This window comes from Pseudomonas sp. BP01 (assembly GCF_022760795.1).
GTDB classification, from domain to species: domain Bacteria; phylum Pseudomonadota; class Gammaproteobacteria; order Pseudomonadales; family Pseudomonadaceae; genus Aquipseudomonas; species Aquipseudomonas putida_Q.
The window spans coordinates 1-15,145 of record NZ_JAFBKA010000042.1; the positions used below are offsets into that span (position 1 = coordinate 1).

General features: G+C 64.3%; 17 protein-coding genes. 13 read left to right on the plus strand and 4 right to left on the minus strand.

Going from position 1 to position 15,145, the window contains the following annotated elements; genetic code table 11:
• The first annotated feature begins 117 nt into the window (after positions 1 to 117).
• The 5 genes from JOY50_RS25990 to JOY50_RS26010 all read left to right on the plus strand — a co-directional run bounded on the left by JOY50_RS25990 (position 118) and on the right by JOY50_RS26010 (position 4,050).
• Positions 118 to 822 (plus strand): TetR/AcrR family transcriptional regulator, encoded by a 705-nt coding sequence (locus JOY50_RS25990; protein ID WP_019473756.1) that lies wholly within the window; start codon positions 118 to 120, stop codon positions 820 to 822.
• A 29-nt stretch (positions 823 to 851) separates the two neighbouring features.
• Positions 852 to 1,400 carry a hypothetical protein gene (locus JOY50_RS25995; RefSeq protein WP_132843736.1) on the plus strand — a complete coding sequence of 183 codons (549 nt, stop codon included), beginning with the start codon at positions 852 to 854 and terminating at the stop codon, positions 1,398 to 1,400.
• 154 nt (positions 1,401 to 1,554) lie between these two features.
• A complete protein-coding gene (locus JOY50_RS26000; RefSeq protein WP_132843733.1) occupies positions 1,555 to 2,832 on the plus strand; it encodes a flavohemoglobin expression-modulating QEGLA motif protein in 1,278 nt (425 codons plus the stop codon).
• Positions 2,804 to 3,727 (plus strand): alpha/beta hydrolase, encoded by a 924-nt coding sequence (locus JOY50_RS26005; RefSeq protein ID WP_132843730.1) that lies wholly within the window; start codon positions 2,804 to 2,806, stop codon positions 3,725 to 3,727. The genes JOY50_RS26000 and JOY50_RS26005 overlap by 29 nt, the downstream gene beginning before the upstream one ends.
• Positions 3,724 to 4,050, plus strand: a complete 327-nt coding sequence (locus JOY50_RS26010; RefSeq protein WP_019472391.1) for a hypothetical protein — start codon at positions 3,724 to 3,726, stop codon at positions 4,048 to 4,050. Before JOY50_RS26005 ends, JOY50_RS26010 begins: the two co-directional genes overlap by 4 nt.
• A gap of 177 nt (positions 4,051 to 4,227) precedes the next feature.
• Here the strand turns inward: JOY50_RS26010 and JOY50_RS26015 are convergent, their stop codons facing one another.
• The 3 genes from JOY50_RS26015 to JOY50_RS26025 form a co-directional block, all read right to left on the minus strand.
• The gene (locus tag JOY50_RS26015; protein ID WP_063426541.1) at positions 4,228 to 5,019 is read right to left on the minus strand and encodes an OmpA family protein; all 792 of its coding nucleotides are present in this window, start codon (positions 5,017 to 5,019) and stop codon (positions 4,228 to 4,230) included.
• Positions 5,020 to 5,069: 50 nt separating this feature from the next.
• Positions 5,070 to 5,483: a DUF4398 domain-containing protein gene (locus tag JOY50_RS26020; RefSeq protein WP_014592166.1), complete on the minus strand. Its 414-nt coding sequence runs from the start codon at positions 5,481 to 5,483 to the stop codon at positions 5,070 to 5,072.
• 276 nt (positions 5,484 to 5,759) lie between these two features.
• On the minus strand, positions 5,760 to 6,104 hold the full coding sequence (locus JOY50_RS26025; protein WP_132843728.1) for a pilin assembly protein: 345 nt from the start codon (positions 6,102 to 6,104) through the stop codon (positions 5,760 to 5,762).
• A 163-nt stretch (positions 6,105 to 6,267) separates the two neighbouring features.
• Between JOY50_RS26025 and ppc the strand changes: the two genes are divergently transcribed.
• The 7 genes from ppc to JOY50_RS26060 all read left to right on the plus strand — a co-directional run bounded on the left by ppc (position 6,268) and on the right by JOY50_RS26060 (position 13,641).
• The gene (ppc, locus tag JOY50_RS26030) at positions 6,268 to 8,895 is read left to right on the plus strand and encodes a phosphoenolpyruvate carboxylase (protein WP_132843725.1); all 2,628 of its coding nucleotides are present in this window, start codon (positions 6,268 to 6,270) and stop codon (positions 8,893 to 8,895) included.
• A 257-nt stretch (positions 8,896 to 9,152) separates the two neighbouring features.
• On the plus strand, positions 9,153 to 9,803 hold the full coding sequence (adk, locus tag JOY50_RS26035; protein WP_132843722.1) for an adenylate kinase: 651 nt from the start codon (positions 9,153 to 9,155) through the stop codon (positions 9,801 to 9,803).
• A 320-nt stretch (positions 9,804 to 10,123) separates the two neighbouring features.
• Positions 10,124 to 10,798 (plus strand): tRNA (adenosine(37)-N6)-threonylcarbamoyltransferase complex dimerization subunit type 1 TsaB, encoded by a 675-nt coding sequence (tsaB, locus tag JOY50_RS26040; protein WP_132843719.1) that lies wholly within the window; start codon positions 10,124 to 10,126, stop codon positions 10,796 to 10,798.
• A 131-nt stretch (positions 10,799 to 10,929) separates the two neighbouring features.
• Complete coding sequence (locus JOY50_RS26045) at positions 10,930 to 11,220, plus strand: hypothetical protein (protein ID WP_132843717.1); 291 nt, start codon at positions 10,930 to 10,932, stop codon at positions 11,218 to 11,220.
• Positions 11,221 to 11,223: 3 nt separating this feature from the next.
• The gene (locus tag JOY50_RS26050; RefSeq protein ID WP_132843714.1) at positions 11,224 to 12,093 is read left to right on the plus strand and encodes a DUF72 domain-containing protein; all 870 of its coding nucleotides are present in this window, start codon (positions 11,224 to 11,226) and stop codon (positions 12,091 to 12,093) included.
• 28 nt (positions 12,094 to 12,121) lie between these two features.
• Positions 12,122 to 12,952 (plus strand): oxaloacetate decarboxylase, encoded by an 831-nt coding sequence (locus JOY50_RS26055; RefSeq protein ID WP_016485183.1) that lies wholly within the window; start codon positions 12,122 to 12,124, stop codon positions 12,950 to 12,952.
• Positions 12,952 to 13,641: an extensin family protein gene (locus JOY50_RS26060; RefSeq protein WP_132843712.1), complete on the plus strand. Its 690-nt coding sequence runs from the start codon at positions 12,952 to 12,954 to the stop codon at positions 13,639 to 13,641. Before JOY50_RS26055 ends, JOY50_RS26060 begins: the two co-directional genes overlap by 1 nt.
• A gap of 2 nt (positions 13,642 to 13,643) precedes the next feature.
• On the opposite strand, the gene JOY50_RS26065 is transcribed toward JOY50_RS26060, so the two are convergent.
• Positions 13,644 to 14,264, minus strand: a complete 621-nt coding sequence (locus tag JOY50_RS26065) for an energy transducer TonB (protein ID WP_132843709.1) — start codon at positions 14,262 to 14,264, stop codon at positions 13,644 to 13,646.
• Positions 14,265 to 14,367: 103 nt separating this feature from the next.
• Here JOY50_RS26065 and JOY50_RS26070 point away from each other — a divergent pair, with 103 nt between their 5' ends.
• Positions 14,368 to 15,144, plus strand: coding sequence for a class I SAM-dependent methyltransferase (locus JOY50_RS26070; protein ID WP_132843707.1), 777 nt, complete (start codon positions 14,368 to 14,370; stop codon positions 15,142 to 15,144).
• The last annotated feature ends 1 nt before the right edge of the window (position 15,145 follow it).

Genomic DNA, 15,145 nt, shown 5'->3' on the forward strand with positions numbered 1-15,145 from the left:
AGCCAGCTCCCACAGGTCCTGACTATTGTGCGGGCCTGTGGGAGCTGGCTTGCCGGCGATGAGGCCAGTGCAGGCCGCAGATGACTTGAACCGTGAGGTATCCCCGTGACACCCGCCATGCCTGATCAAGGCGCCGCCGGCATCGCTACCGCCGTCGCCGAAAGCGTGCAATACCAAGGCCGCAAGACTGCCCGCCAAGGCAGCGAACAGCGCCGCCAGCTGATCCTCGACGCCGCCATGCGCATCGTTGTACGCGATGGTGTACGCGGTGTGCGCCACCGTGCGGTAGCCGCCGAGGCCGCTGTGCCGTTGTCGGCCACCACCTATTACTTCAAGGACATCGAGGACCTGCTCACCGACACCTTCGCCCAGTATGTCGAGCGCAGTGCCGCCTACATGGCCAAACTGTGGGCCAACACCGAAGTGGTGTTGCGCCAGTTGCTGGCCCAGGGCGACGGCAGCCCGCAGGCACGGGCGCGGCTGGCTGACGAAGTGGCGCGCATGACTGCTGACTATGTTCAGCGGCAACTGCTGAACCGCCGCGACTTCCTCATGGCCGAACAGGCCTTCCGCCAGGAGGCGCTGCTGTGCCCGCGCCTGGCTGAACTGGTGCGTGCCCACGAGCAGATCCTGCTGCACGGCACCCGGCAATTGCTGCAGGTGGTGGGGTCGCGGCAACCGGAACAGGACGCCCAGATGTTGACGGCGATTATCGTGCAGATGGAATATCAGGGCCTGCTCAAGGATGCGAACGCGCAAGCCGATGGGCAGATGCTCGCTATGCTTACCCGATACCTGCAGCTGGTGCTGGCATCGGCTTGAGCCGAGACCGATTTTTCAAGGAGAACCTGATGAAAGCCTGGCGTGTGGTGTTGTTGACTCTGTCATTCCTGCTGCTGGGCGGTTGTCTGGTGACCTTCCATGAGCCCTTGCCCAGCAACCAGGCGGCCCCCAAGGCCCTGCTCGGCAAGTGGAGCAGCAAGGACGCCTGGGGCGAGCCGTTGAAGCTGACCATCAGCCGCAGCGGCGGCGATGCCTACAAGGCGGTGGCCACGGCCAAGGGCAAGGCGCCTGAGGAATACGTGTTCACCGTTTCGCGCCACGGCAACCGCTGGTACCTGTCGGCTGGCGTGCCCAAGCGCCTGGGGGGCAACTTCCTGATCGGTGGTTTCGACATCGTCGATGGCAAGGAGCTGGTGGTCTACAACCTGGATGTCGAGCAGGTGCAGCAGGCGGTGGACAAGAAGGAACTGACCGGGCGCAGCACCGAAGTGCCGGAGGACAACGGCGACGGCGTGCTGATCGATAGCCCGTCGGCGCGGGTGCTGGCCTACCTGGACGACCCGGCCAATTCCGACCTGTTCGTCGAAGTGGCGCGGTTCCAGCGTACTGGCAAGTAGTTACCTGTTCCGGCCTCTTCGCGGCTAAAGCCGCTCCCACAGGCACTGCATCAGGCTTGAGACCTGTGCGGTCCCTGTGGGAGCGGCTTTAGCCGCGAAGAGGCCAGCACAGGCAACACAAGGCTTGGCTCATTGTTGCAATAAGGAGTCCCCGGTGGACGAATACCAGCAAACCATCCGTGCCCTGTCCGACCGCATCGTTGCGGCGCAGACCCCGATCCGGGTGCTGGACGCGGTGAAATGGGACGAAAACATTCGTCAGGGCTTCCTCAAGGCCAAGGGCAAGGAGCCGCCGGCCGTCGACCGTGCCTATTACCAGTCGCGCCCGCTGGCGTTCGACTCCGGCGCGGTCAAGGCCGAGTTCCAGGGCATCGAGCGCGACATCATCCGCCAGTTGGGCCAGTTCAACCCGGTCGGGCAGATCATGAAACGCATGTGCCGCGAATACCGCATGGTGGTGCGGATGCTCGAAGCGCGCGGTACCGAGGACTTCGGCCTGATCTCCCAGGAACTGTATGGCGCTGCCTCCGATGCCTTCCATGCCGGTGACCCGACCCTGGCCGACCTTGGCCTGATGCTGTCGGACTACCTGAACAACATCGATGGCCGTGGCGACCTGAAGGACGAGCCGAAGAACCTTACCGCCAAGGAGGCCGTGGAGATCCTCCAGCGCCGGCTGAACACGGTGTTCGGCGAGGCCGAGGGAACCATTCGCGTATTCGAGTCCGACGGCATCGTCGCCGATGCCGCTGCCGGTGCCGACTATATCAAGGTGCGCGCCGATGCCATGTTCAACGCCCGCGATGTCCGCGCCCTGGAGGTGCACGAAGGGCTGGTGCACGTCGGCACCACGCTCAATGGCCTGAACCAGCCGATCTGCACCTTCCTGGCCAAGGGCCCGCCCTCGTCCACGGTCACCCAGGAAGGCCTGGCCATCCTCATGGAGGTGATTGCCTTCGCCTCCTACCCCAGCCGCCTGCGCAAGCTCACCAACCGCACCCGCGCCATCCACATGGTCGAGGAGGGCGCCGACTTCCTCCAGGTGTTCGATTTTTTCCGTGGGCAAGGCTTCGAGGTTGCGCAGAGCTACAGCAACGCCAGCCGGGTATTCCGCGGCTCGGTGCCCAATGGCCTGCCATTCACCAAGGACTTGTCCTACCTCAAAGGCTTCATCATGGTTTACAACTACATTCAGTTGGCCGTGAAGAAGGGCAAGCTCGAACAGATCCCGCTGCTGTTCTGTGGCAAGACCACCCTCGAGGACATGCGCACCCTGCGCCAGCTGGTCGAGGAGGGCCTGGTCGAGCCGCCCAAGTACCTGCCCGAGCAGTTTCGCGACCTTAACGCGCTGTCGGCCTGGATGTGTTTCTCCAACTTCCTCAACCACCTGAGCCTGGACCGTATTGAAGCCGACTACGCGAACATTCTCTGAGCGCTGCCGCCTGCTGGCGCTTGGCTTGCTGCTGTTGGGCCTGAGTGGCTGCAGCAGCTTGCTGTTCTACCCGGAGCCTGGTCAGGCGTTCACCCCCGAGCGGGCCAAGCTCGCCTACCGCGATGTCACCCTTGTCACGTCGGACGGCTTGCGCCTGCACGGCTGGTGGTTGCCGGCCAAGGCCGGCGTCGAGGTCAAGGGTACGGTACTGCACTTGCACGGTAACGGTGGCAACCTGCCGGGGCACCTGGGTGGCAGCTACTGGCTGCCGGAGCAGGGCTACCAGGTGCTGATGATCGATTACCGCGGCTATGGCCTGTCGCAGGGGACGCCGAGCCTGCCAGAGGTGTACGAAGACATCGCCGCCGCCATGGCCTGGCTGGACCAGGCGCCCGAGGTAAAGGGCAAGCCCCTGGTGCTGCTGGGGCAGAGCCTTGGCGGGGCCATGGCCATTCACTACCTGGCGGCCCACCCCGAGCAGCGCCAGCGCTTCAGTGCGCTGGTGTTCGATGGCGTGCCAGCCAGTTACCGGTCAGTCGGGCGCTTTGCCCTCAGCACCTCTTGGATGACCTGGCCGTTGCAGGTGCCGCTGTCGTGGCTGGTGCCGGACGGCGACAGCGCAATCCGTTCGATCGAGCAGCTGAGCAGCCCGCCCAAGCTGTTTTTCCATAGCATTGACGACAACCTGGTGCCGATGGACAACGGCATTCGCTTGTACCAGCACGCGCCACCGCCGCGGGTGCTGCAACTGACCCGTGGAGGCCACGTGCAGACCTTCGCCGACCCCACATGGCGCCAGGTGATGCTGCGTTTCCTCGACGACCCCAGCCATTTCAACGGCCTGCGGCGGCTTGCCGAAGTGCCCAATTTCCCTGACGAGAAGAACAAGCAATGAGTGAAGAACGCAACGCCATCCCGCTGATCCTGACCGGCGTCGGCAGCATCATCGTGACGGTGGGGGCCTTGTGGTACTACGGTTACCTGCATTTCGCCAAACCCGAGGATGCCCTGTTGCTGCAGGACTTCACCATGCTCAAGACCATCCCTGGCGAGGACTACAAGGTTTCGCTGGACCCGGCGCCGCAAGTGGCCCAGTGCGTCGATGGCGTGCTGGTGTTGTTCGACACCGGGCAGAAAGGCCTGACCGGCGTGCTGGTGGACAACCGCAAGCGTGCGGTGCGCTGCATGGGCGAGGAGACGCCGCAGCAGGTGAAGTGAGCCAGCCTTTTCAGCGCCTGTTCCGGCCCTTTCGCGGCTAAAGCCGCTCCCACAGGGACCGCTTCAGTTTCGGGGTGGGTGCAATACCTGTGGGAGCGGCTTTAGCCGCGAAGAGGCCGGTACAGGCAAAAAAAAGCCCCGCGTCGAACGCGGGGCTTTCTTTTCAGCTAGCCAGCCTTACCGCTGAACCTGGCTCACCGAACGGGGCGCCACCGGCTGGTTGTCGTTGGAGATGGTCACCTCCACGCGACGGTTCTGCGCACGGCCCGAGTTGCTGCCGTTGTCCGCTACCGGGTATTCCTTGCCATAACCCTGGGAAACGATGCGCGCCGGATCGACGCCGGCACGTACCAGTGCCATGCGTACGCTGTTGGCGCGGCGCTCGGACAGGGTCTGGTTATAGTTGGCCGAGCCAACGCTGTCGGTGTAGCCCTCGACAATCACCTTACGCTCCGGGTTTTCCTGGAGGAACTGGGCCAGCTTGGTGACGTTCGGGTAGGCGTTGCTCTTGAGCTCAGCCTTGTTGAAGTCGAACAGCACATCGCCAAAGGTCACCAGCGTACCGCGGTCGGTCTGCTTGGCGTTGAGGCTGTCCTGCAGCTTGGCGATCTGCGCGTCGCGGGCATCCAGCTTGGCCTGGGCGCGCTGGGCCGAGGCGTTTTTCAACTCACCTTCGGCAGTACGCAGGGCAATGGTCTGCTTGGCCACTTCAACGCGCTGGTTGGTCAGATAGGCCAGTTGGTCGACCTTCTTCTCGTCTTCACGGTCCATGTAGGCCTTGTCGGCCTTGTTCAGCCAGTCCTGGGCGTCCTTGGTCTCCAGTGCTGCGACCTTGCTCGATTGCGGGTCGCTCTGCAGCGAGGAGAAGTTGGTGCGGGCCGACTCCAGGTTGGCGTTAGGGTCGTGCGAGCAGGCAGCAAGACCAACGCTGAGGGCCAGCAGGGCGGGAATCATGACGTGTTTGCGCATAGTGTTCATCCTTTGATCGAGTGCGAAGGCTAAGGTTGGCGGGGCAGGGCTCACTGAGCGCTGCGCAGGCCTTCCTCACGTACGTCCTGAACGCCCTGACGGGCATCCTGCACGGCCTTCTGGGCCTTGGCCGCCTGGGCCTTGCGTTCGGCGAGGCGTGCGTCCCACTCGGCCTGTTGGGCCAGGCGCTTGGCCTCGTCGTACTTCTTGTCGTGCATGGCGATTTCGGCTTGCTTGAACTTGTCCTGGGCCGCTTTCATTTCCACGGCAGCGAACTCGGTGCCACCCGCGCTGACGGCAGAGTTCACGGCGGATTGGGTAACGGCATACTGCTCGGTGGGCGGGTTGCCCGCACAGCCGGCCAGGACCAGGCTACTGCCCAGGGCCAGCGCGGCCAGCTTGAACCCGCGCACGTGAGTAGATGACAGTTTGCTAGTGCGGGTCTTCATGGTGGTCAGCTCCATTGGATCACTCCTGATAACGACGATGTCCGTAGCAGTCCATCGCTTAATCCCTGACAAAACCGAGCGCTTCAGCTGAACGGTGCACGAGGGCAGTGTGCAGGGTTTTAGCGTGATGGCTATTGGCTCCGACTCGACCGTTTTCAGAATGGTTCAGAAAAAAATGCGGTAAGAGGGGAATTATTTCTGACTGATTGGTCAGTGAGTGCTGGCTGGAACTTTCACGGGTTGGAGCGGTATTCCGGGCCTTGGCGAGGCCCGGAACGGTGGGGCGGGCAGTTATTTGTCGCTGTCGTCGCTGGTGGTGCTCAGGCTGTGCAGGTGTTGTCTGGAGAGGGAGAGAAAGCGCGGCGTAGAGCCGACATCTTCATACAGCGGGTCGCCTTCTTCATCGGTGGCGATGACCTGGCGACCCTGCACATAGGGGAAGCTGGCTTCCAGCTCTTCGAGGGCGGCCGCCACCAGTTCGCCGAGCAGTTCCTCGGCGGTGCGCTTGGGGTACATGTCGATCAGCGCGGCCAGGCGCGCCTCGGACTCCAGATCCAGATGCAATACATGGCCCGTGCGGCTGAGGGTACCGGCGGCATTCTGTTCCCAGTGCTGGGCGAGTTCACGGATTTTCATGATGACCTCTGTTGACGCCTGTTAAGGCTGCATTGCATGGGAGTGCTGTGCTTTCACTTTAGTTTGCTTTGGCCGAACACGGCTTGCCATTGCCGCTCGGCTGGGGGCACTCTTCGGTAGCTGTGTACAGGAGTGCGCCAGAGCCGCGCCAAAGAGAGGGCCAATGACCGATATCGATGTGCGTTTGCGTGAAGATGTCCATGTGTTGGGTGAGCTGCTCGGCGAAACCATTCGCCAGCAGCATGGCGATGCGTTCTTGCAGAAAATCGAGGACATCCGCCACAGTGCCAAGGCCGACCGCCGTGGCCCTGGCGAGCAACTGACGTCCACCCTGGCCGACCTTGCCGAAGAAGACTTGCTGCCCGTGGCCAGGGCCTTCAACCAGTTCCTCAACCTGGCCAACATGGCCGAGCAGTACCAGTTGATCCGCCGCCGCGACGTCGGCCAGCCCGAACCTTTCGAAGCGCGGGTATTGCCCGAGCTGCTGGCGCGCCTGAAGCAAGCCGGGCACAGCAACGATGCCCTGGCCCGGCAGCTGGCCAAGCTCGACATCCAACTGGTGCTCACCGCACACCCCACCGAGGTGGCTCGTCGCACCTTGATCCAGAAGTACGACGCCATTGCCGGCCAGCTGGCTGCCCAGGACCACCGCGACCTGACCCCGGACGAACGCCAGCAAGTACGTGTACGCCTGCGCCGGCTGATTGCCGAGGCCTGGCACACCGAAGAAATCCGCCGCACCCGGCCGACCCCGGTAGACGAAGCCAAGTGGGGCTTCGCGGTGATCGAGCATTCGCTGTGGCACGCGATCCCCAGCCACCTGCGCAAGGTCGACCAGGCCCTGCTGGAAGCCACCGGCCTGCGCCTGCCGCTGGAAGCCGCGCCGATCCGCTTTGCCTCGTGGATGGGCGGGGACCGTGATGGCAACCCCAACGTGACTGCCGCGGTCACCCGCGAAGTGCTGTTGCTGGCGCGCTGGATGGCCGCCGACCTGTTCCTGCGCGACATCGATGCACTGGCCGCCGAGTTGTCCATGCAGCAGGCCAGCGCCGCTTTGCGCGAACGGGTGGGCGACAGTGCCGAACCCTACCGCGCCGTGCTCAAGCAATTGCGCGACCGCTTGCGGGCAACGCGTGCCTGGGCGCATACCGCTTTGACCAGCAGCCAACCGGCCAGCGCCGAAGTGCTGGTGGATAACCGCGACCTGATTGCGCCGCTGGAGCTGTGCTACCAGTCGCTGCACGAATGCGGCATGGGCGTTATCGCCGAAGGCCCGTTGCTCGACTCCCTGCGCCGCGCCGTCACTTTCGGCCTTTTCCTGGGCCGCCTGGACGTACGCCAGGACGCTGCCCGCCACCGTGACGCGCTGACCGAAATCACCGACTACCTGGGCCTGGGCCGCTATGCCGACTGGGATGAAGACCGCCGCATCGAATTCCTTCAAGCCGAACTGAAAAACCGCCGGCCGCTGTTGCCCGCGCACTTCAGGCCGCAGGCAGATACCGCCGAGGTGCTGGCAACCTGCCGGGAGGTTGCCGCCGCGCCCGCTGCCTCGCTGGGCTCCTACGTGATTTCCATGGCTGGTGCCGCTTCGGATGTGCTGGCGGTGCAGTTGCTGCTCAAGGAAGCCGGGCTGACCCGCCCCATGCGTGTGGTACCGCTGTTCGAAACCTTGGCCGACCTGGACAATGCCGGCCCGGTAATGCAGCGCCTGCTCGGCCTGCCGGGTTACCGGGCCGGGCTGCGCGGCCCGCAGGAAGTGATGATCGGCTATTCCGACTCGGCCAAGGACGCCGGTACCACAGCGGCGGCCTGGGCGCAGTACCGGGCTCAGGAAAACCTGGTGCGCATCTGTGCCGAGCATCAGGTCGAACTGCTGCTGTTCCACGGCCGGGGCGGTACGGTAGGCCGCGGTGGTGGCCCGGCCCACGCGGCGATCCTGTCGCAACCACCGGGGTCGGTGGCGGGGCGTTTCCGCACCACCGAGCAGGGCGAAATGATTCGTTTCAAGTTCGGTTTGCCGGCTATTGCCGAGCAAAACCTCAACCTGTACCTGGCCGCTGTGCTCGAAGCCACGCTGTTGCCACCACCGCCCCCGCAGCCGGCCTGGCGCGAGGTGATGGACCAGCTGGCTGCCGATGGCGTCAAGGCGTACCGCAGCGTAGTGCGCGACAACCCCGATTTTGTCGAGTATTTCCGCCAGTCGACGCCAGAACAGGAACTGGGGCGCCTGCCGCTGGGCAGCCGCCCGGCCAAGCGCCGGGCAGGGGGGATCGAAAGCCTGCGGGCCATCCCATGGATCTTCGGCTGGACCCAGACCCGGCTGATGCTGCCGGCCTGGCTGGGCTGGGAAACCGCGCTGAGCAATGCTCTGGCCCGCGGCCAGGGTGAGTTGCTGGCGCAGATGCGCGAGCAATGGCCGTTCTTCCGCACCCGCATCGACATGCTGGAAATGGTGCTGGCCAAGGCCGATGCACAAATTGCCGAGGCCTACGACGAACGTCTGGTGCAACCGCACCTGCTTCCTTTAGGTGCGCACCTGCGCGACCTATTGTCGCAGTCTTGCCAGGTGGTGCTGGGCCTGACCGGGCAGCCGGTGCTACTGGCGCACAGCCCCGAGACGCTGGAATTCATCAGCCTGCGCAACACCTACCTGGACCCGCTGCACCGCCTGCAGGCCGAGTTGCTGGCCCGCTCGCGCAGCCGCGAAGCCGCTCTGGACAGCCCGTTGGAGCAGGCCTTGCTGGTGACCGTGGCGGGTATTGCCGCCGGGCTGCGCAATACCGGCTGAGGGGAGGCCCAGGCCAGTCAGTGTGAGTGGCGTGCAGGCCATGCACGGGTAAGGGAAGGGTGGTTGCGCCGGGCGCAACCACCTGCCCGGTCGGCCACAAGTGGCGCTTTCCTGCAACTTTGGGACGCTTGTATGGCTGCCGGGCGCTGTGTATCTTGAGCAGCCTTCTGACCGTTTTATGGTCATACCCGATTTTCCGGACTTGGCCCTGGTTGCCGAATCCATTGAATTTCATAAAAAAATTTGAGGAGCACAAGATGCGCGTAATTCTGCTGGGAGCTCCCGGGGCCGGTAAAGGTACTCAGGCAAAGTTCATCACCGAAAAGTTCGGTATTCCACAGATCTCCACCGGTGACATGCTGCGTGCCGCCGTCAAGGCCGGCACCCCGCTGGGCCTGGAGCTGAAGAAAGTCATGGATGCCGGCCAGCTGGTCTCCGACGAGCTGATCATCAGCCTGGTCAAGGAGCGCATCGCCCAGCCTGATTGCGCCAGTGGCTGCCTGTTCGACGGCTTCCCACGCACCATCCCGCAAGCCGAAGCCATGGTCACCGCTGGTGTCGACATCGACGCCGTGGTCGAAATCGCCGTAGACGACGAAGAAATCGTCGGCCGCATGGCGGGCCGCCGCGTGCACCTGGCCTCGGGCCGCACCTACCACATTCAGTACAACCCGCCGAAAGTGGAAGGCAAGGACGACGTGACGGGCGAAGACCTGATCCAGCGCGACGACGACAAGGAAGAAACCGTTCGCCATCGCCTGTCGGTCTACCACACCCAGACCAAGCCGCTGGTGGAGTTCTACCAGAAGCTGTCGGCCGCCAATGCCGGCAAGCCGAAGTACAGCCACATCGAAGGTGTCGGTTCGGTCGACGCCATCACTGCCAAGGTCCTGGCAGCCCTGAGCTGATCAGCGCCTGACGCCCCCGACAACGGCCCGCTAGCGGGCCGTTGTCGTTTCAGGGCTGCAGTCCACGGCCTGGCGCGGCCCCTGTAGGAGCGGCCTTGCGTCGCGATGGGCCGCCAAGCGGCCCCGGCAATTTCTGCGGCGAAGCTGAAATCGTGGGGCCGCTACGCGCCCCATCGCGACGCAAGGCCTCTCCTACAGGGATCGCGTCAAGGTCAAGTTGTACAGACCACCTGTAAAGGCCACACAGCGCCCCCTCGGGACACAACGCCGCCGCTGCTCTATACTGCCGCTCTTTTCATTCGCACCTGGATACCCGTTCGATGACCACCCTGCTGGCCCTGGATACCGCCACCGAAGCCTGTTCCGTCGCGCTGCTGCATGACGGCAAGGTAACCAGCCATTACGAGGTGATCCCGCGTCAGCACGCGCAGAAGCTGCTGCCGATGATCAAGCAGCTGCTGGCCGAATCCGGCGTTGCGCTGAATGCACTGGATGCCATCGCCTTTGGCCGTGGCCCGGGCGCCTTCACCGGCGTGCGCATTGCCATTGGTGTGGTCCAGGGCCTGGCCTTCGCGCTGGAGCGCCCGGTGCTGCCGGTGTCCAACCTGGCCGCGCTGGCCCAGGGTGCCTTGCGCGAGCAGGGCGTGCAGCAGGTGGCGGCTGCCATCGATGCGCGCATGGATGAAGTGTACTGGGGCTGCTACCAGGCCACGGCCGGCGAAATGCGCCTGGTCGGGCGCGAAGCGGTGTTGCCGCCCGAGCAGGTAGCGCTGCCGGCAGGCAGCAATGGCGAGTGGTTCGGTGCCGGTACCGGATGGGGCTATGCCGAGCGCCTGGCGGTAAAGGTGGCGGCCAGCAACCCTGGCGCCTTGCCCAATGCGCTGGACATTCTCAGCCTGGCTACCTTCGCCTGGGCTCGTGATGAGGCAATCGTTGCCGAGCAGGCGCAACCGGTATATCTGCGCGATAATGTAGCCACGCCCAAGAAGTACTGAGTGCTGTTCGTCGGTTATCGCCGATCACTCTAAAACCATTTGCGCGATCTGTGGTCCAGTTATCAGTCAAGCATTAGCGACGGAACCCTGATGCTGCTAAATTGCCATCATTGATCCTGAGTGCTCATGCCATGCGTATCGACGGTTTCTCATCGCAGTCCTACCCGGTCAAGCGCACCCCGCGCAAGGCACCGGCGCGTGACGAGGCCATCGATGATGCCGAGCTGATAGATGACAGCCAGGGCGCCCCCGTGGATGCCACCGCCCGCCGCCGCAGCGGTGGCCTGCCAGCCCGCCAGCAAGACATGGTCTTCCCCCGCGCCCGTGACCGGCGCACCGCCACTGCACTGGCCAGCTACCTGAGCACCGCCGGTTTCACCGACTGGGACATGGAAGTACTGGGGCTCGACCTGTACATTTAGTGGATGAGTCCATCACCACTGCCTTATTTTCTCGGTTGCCCGTCCTGGAGCGAAAACGCCTGGCGCGACTACCTCTATCCCGCCGACGCTAACAGCAATGAAATGCTTGGCCTCTACAGCCAGGTGTTCAACGCCGTTGAGGGCAACACCACTTTCTACGCACGCCCCGCCCCCGGCACTATTGCCCGTTGGGCACAGGTGATGCCCGAGCACTTCCGCTTCACCGCCAAGTTTCCCCGGGACATCAGCCACGAAGGTGACCTGCGTGATCAACTGGAGCCTGCCTTCGACTTCACGCGGCTGATGGCCCCGCTGGGCAAGCGCGTTTCGCCGTACTGGCTGCAGTTGCCGGCCCAGTTCGGCCCGGCACGCCTGGGCGAGCTTTGCCACTTCCTCGACGAAATCGGCCTGCCGGTGGCCGTGGAAGTGCGCAACCAGGCCTTCTTCGCCAAGGGTGAAGAAGAACGCCTGCTCAACCGCCTGCTGCACGAACGCGGCGTGGAGCGCATCTGCCTGGACCCGCGTGCGTTGTTCAGCTGCGCCTCGCGCGACCCTGCCGTGCTGCACGCGCAATCCAAGAAGCCCAAGGTGCCACCGCGCCCCGCGGCCTTCAGCCAGCACCCACAGGTGCGCTTCATCGGCCACCCGGAGCTGGAGGCCAATCACTCCTTCCTCAGCCCCTGGGTAGAGAAAGTCGCCGAGTGGATCGAAGAAGGCCGCAACCCCTACATATTCCTGCACACCTCGGACAATCGCCTGGCTGCGGCGTTGGCGCAGCGTTTCCATCAACGCCTGATGGCGCGCCTGCCAGGTCTTGCACCTTTGCCGGAATTGCCGCGTGCGCCCGAGGTCGAACAACTGGGCTTACTCTGACCTTTCCCTGACTGCCGGAGGTTGAACCATGGATGTGCAAACCCTGCGAGCCGAAGCCTTCAAGGCTTTACACGAGCGCGAAGGTGCGTTCGTCATCCCCAACCCGTGGGATGCAGGCTCCGCCAAGCTACTCGCCAGCCTGGGTTTCGAGGCGCTGGCCACCACCAGTGCCGGCCTGGCGTTCAGCCTGGGCCGGCCAGACGCCGAAGGCGCCTTGAGCCTGGACGATACCCTGGACAATGCCGGCGAGATCGTCGATGCCACTGCGTTGCCAGTGGCCGCGGACCTTGAGAACGGCTTCGGCGACATGCCTGAAGATTGTGCCCAGACCATCTTGCGTGCAGCCGAAATCGGCCTGGTAGGTGGCTCCATCGAAGATGCCAGTGGCCGCAGTGATGCGCCCATCTATGACCTGGGGCTGGCCGTGGAGCGCGTACGCGCCGCCGTGCAGGCTGCGCGTAGCCTGCCATTCCCTTTCACCCTGTGCGCCCGGGCAGAAAACCTGCTGCATGGCCGCATGGACCTCGACGACACCATCCTGCGCCTGCAAGCCTATGCCGAGGCCGGCGCCGATGTGCTGTATGCCCCCGGGCTGCGCACCGTCGAAGAAGTCCGTGCGGTGGTACAGGCGGTCGCCCCGCGGCCGGTGAATGTACTGATGGGCATGGCGGGTGTGCCGCTGAGCGTGAACCAGTTGCAGGACCTGGGCGTGCGCCGCATCAGCGTCGGCTCGTCGCTGGCCCGTGCTGCGCTGGGGGCCTTCCACCGTGCCGCGCTGGAAATTCGCAACGAGGGTACGTTCGGCTACGGTGAGCAGGCACTGCCGTTTGCCCAGCTCAACGACCTGTTCCGCCGCTGATGCGGGGAGTGTTGGCGCTGCTGGCTGGCCTTTTGGTGCTGGCCGGCCTGGCCTGGCACTTCGGCTGGCGGCTGCCTGCCGTGTGGAACCCCTGGGCGCCGCTGGATGTGCGCCAGCCGCCCAATCTGCTGACACCGTACAAGCTTGCACGCCTGCGCGATGACCCGGCCCTGTGCCGCCAGGCGCTGGAAACCAGTCAGCTGCGCTACCGGGCGCAAGCCGACAGCCCGGCTTCGGCCAACTGCCCGTTACAGAACGTATGGCGTATCGAGGGCGGCCAGGCGCGGCTAAGCAGCAGCTTCCTGGCCAGTTGCCCGCTGGCGGTGGCCTACGCGCTGTTCGAAAACCATGGCTTGCAGCCGGTGGCGCAGCGGGTGCTGGGCCAACCGGTGACTCAGGTCGATCACCTGGGCAGTTTTGCCTGCCGCAATGTCTACCACCGCAAGCAGGGTCGCCTGAGCCAGCACGCTACGGCAAATGCGCTGGACATCAGCGGCTTTCGCCTGCAGGACGGCCGGCGCATCGTGCTGGCGCGTGACTGGCAGGCGGGCGGGCAGAAGGCAGAATTCTTGCGGCAGGTGCAGCAGGCGGCTTGCGAGAGCTTCAGCACGGTACTGGGGCCGGATTACAACGCCGCGCACCACAATCACTTTCACCTGGACATGGGCCGCTGGCAGATCTGCCGTTAGCTTCAGGCGTGAACGCGCACGTTGTTCAGCACCACCGGGCGCGCCCAGTAGATGTCGAACTCCAGATCGTTTTGCTGTTTGGCCAGGGTGGCGTCGTCGAACGGTTCGGGTGCCGGGTCCAGCAGGTTGGTCTCGAACTCGGCAATTGGCAGGAACAACGACCGCGGGGCAGGGCCCGGGCCGGGCTCGGCAATCGGATGGCCCTGGCTCATCACCACCGGGCGCATCCAGCTGTTGCTGGTGTCGAGCTGGCGCTGCTGTTCGATCAGTTCCATGGTACTGAACGGCTCAGGCGCAGGCGGCAGCAGGTTGGCTTCAAGCTCTGCCTTGGGCAGGAACAGCGGCTCGGGCGGTGCTACCTCGGTGTCCTGCACCGGGCAGGCGCGCTGGGCGTCGATCAGGGCCAGCGCACGGGCGCCGCCGATGGGTTCGCCGCTGTCCTGGTCGTACTGCACGAACGACTGGCTGACGCTGTCTACGGGCTCTTCCTGCTGCTCGGCCATGGCCCGGGCAAAAAAATCCTGCCACAGGTGGCTGACGCCCCCGAGTGCCTGGGTATTGTGCTGACTGTAGTTGCCGACAGGCGACAAATAGGTCAAGCCGATGGGAAGAGTATCTGACATGGCAGTCGCGCGCGTTGTGCTCTGGCAGAATAGCGGGATATTGCCTGTATCGGCCGTGGCTGCTGATTCATTAAGGCTTGGTTTGATTTTTTAGGTGTGGACGATGGAAGAGCAAGGCACGGGTATCAGGGTCGAGGCGATGTCGGCTGAGTATGCGGAGCAGGCCAAGGTGTGGGCTGAACGCCTAAGCCTGCCGCTACAGGACGAGAGCGCCTGCTTCGCCGTGCAGGTAGGCGCTGACGGCTTGCAGATCCAGCAGCTTGGGCCCCAGGCACCTGGGCCGGTGCGGGTGGACTTCGTCGAAGGCCAGGCCGCGCACCGGCGCCAGTTTGGCGGTGGCAACGGGCAAATGATTGCCAAGGCCGTGGGCATTGCCCAAGGGGTGCGGCCACAAGTGCTGGATGCCACGGCAGGCCTTGGCAAAGATGCATTCGTGCTGGCCAGCCTGGGTTGCCAGATGACCCTGATCGAACGCCAGCCGCTGATTGCCGCGCTGCTGGAGGATGGCCTTGCGCGGGCGCGGTCGGATGACGAGGTGGGCCCTATTGTCGGGCGCATGCGCCTGCTGACCGGCAACGCCATCGAGCGCATGCGCGCCTGGGAAGGCGAAGCGCCGCAGGTAATCTACCTCGACCCAATGTTCCCGCACCGCGACAAGAGCGCCCTGGTGAAAAAGGAAATGCGCGTGTTCCGGCCTCTGGTTGGCGACGACCTGGATGCTCCGGCCTTGCTCGAGGCCGCCCTGGCGCTGGCCAGCCACCGGGTGGTGGTGAAGCGCCCGCGCAAGGCGCCGATCATCGACGGGCCCAAGCCCAGCCATAGCCTGGAGGGCAAGTCGAGCCGGTATGACATTTACCCGAAGAAGGCTTTAAAGCCGTGAC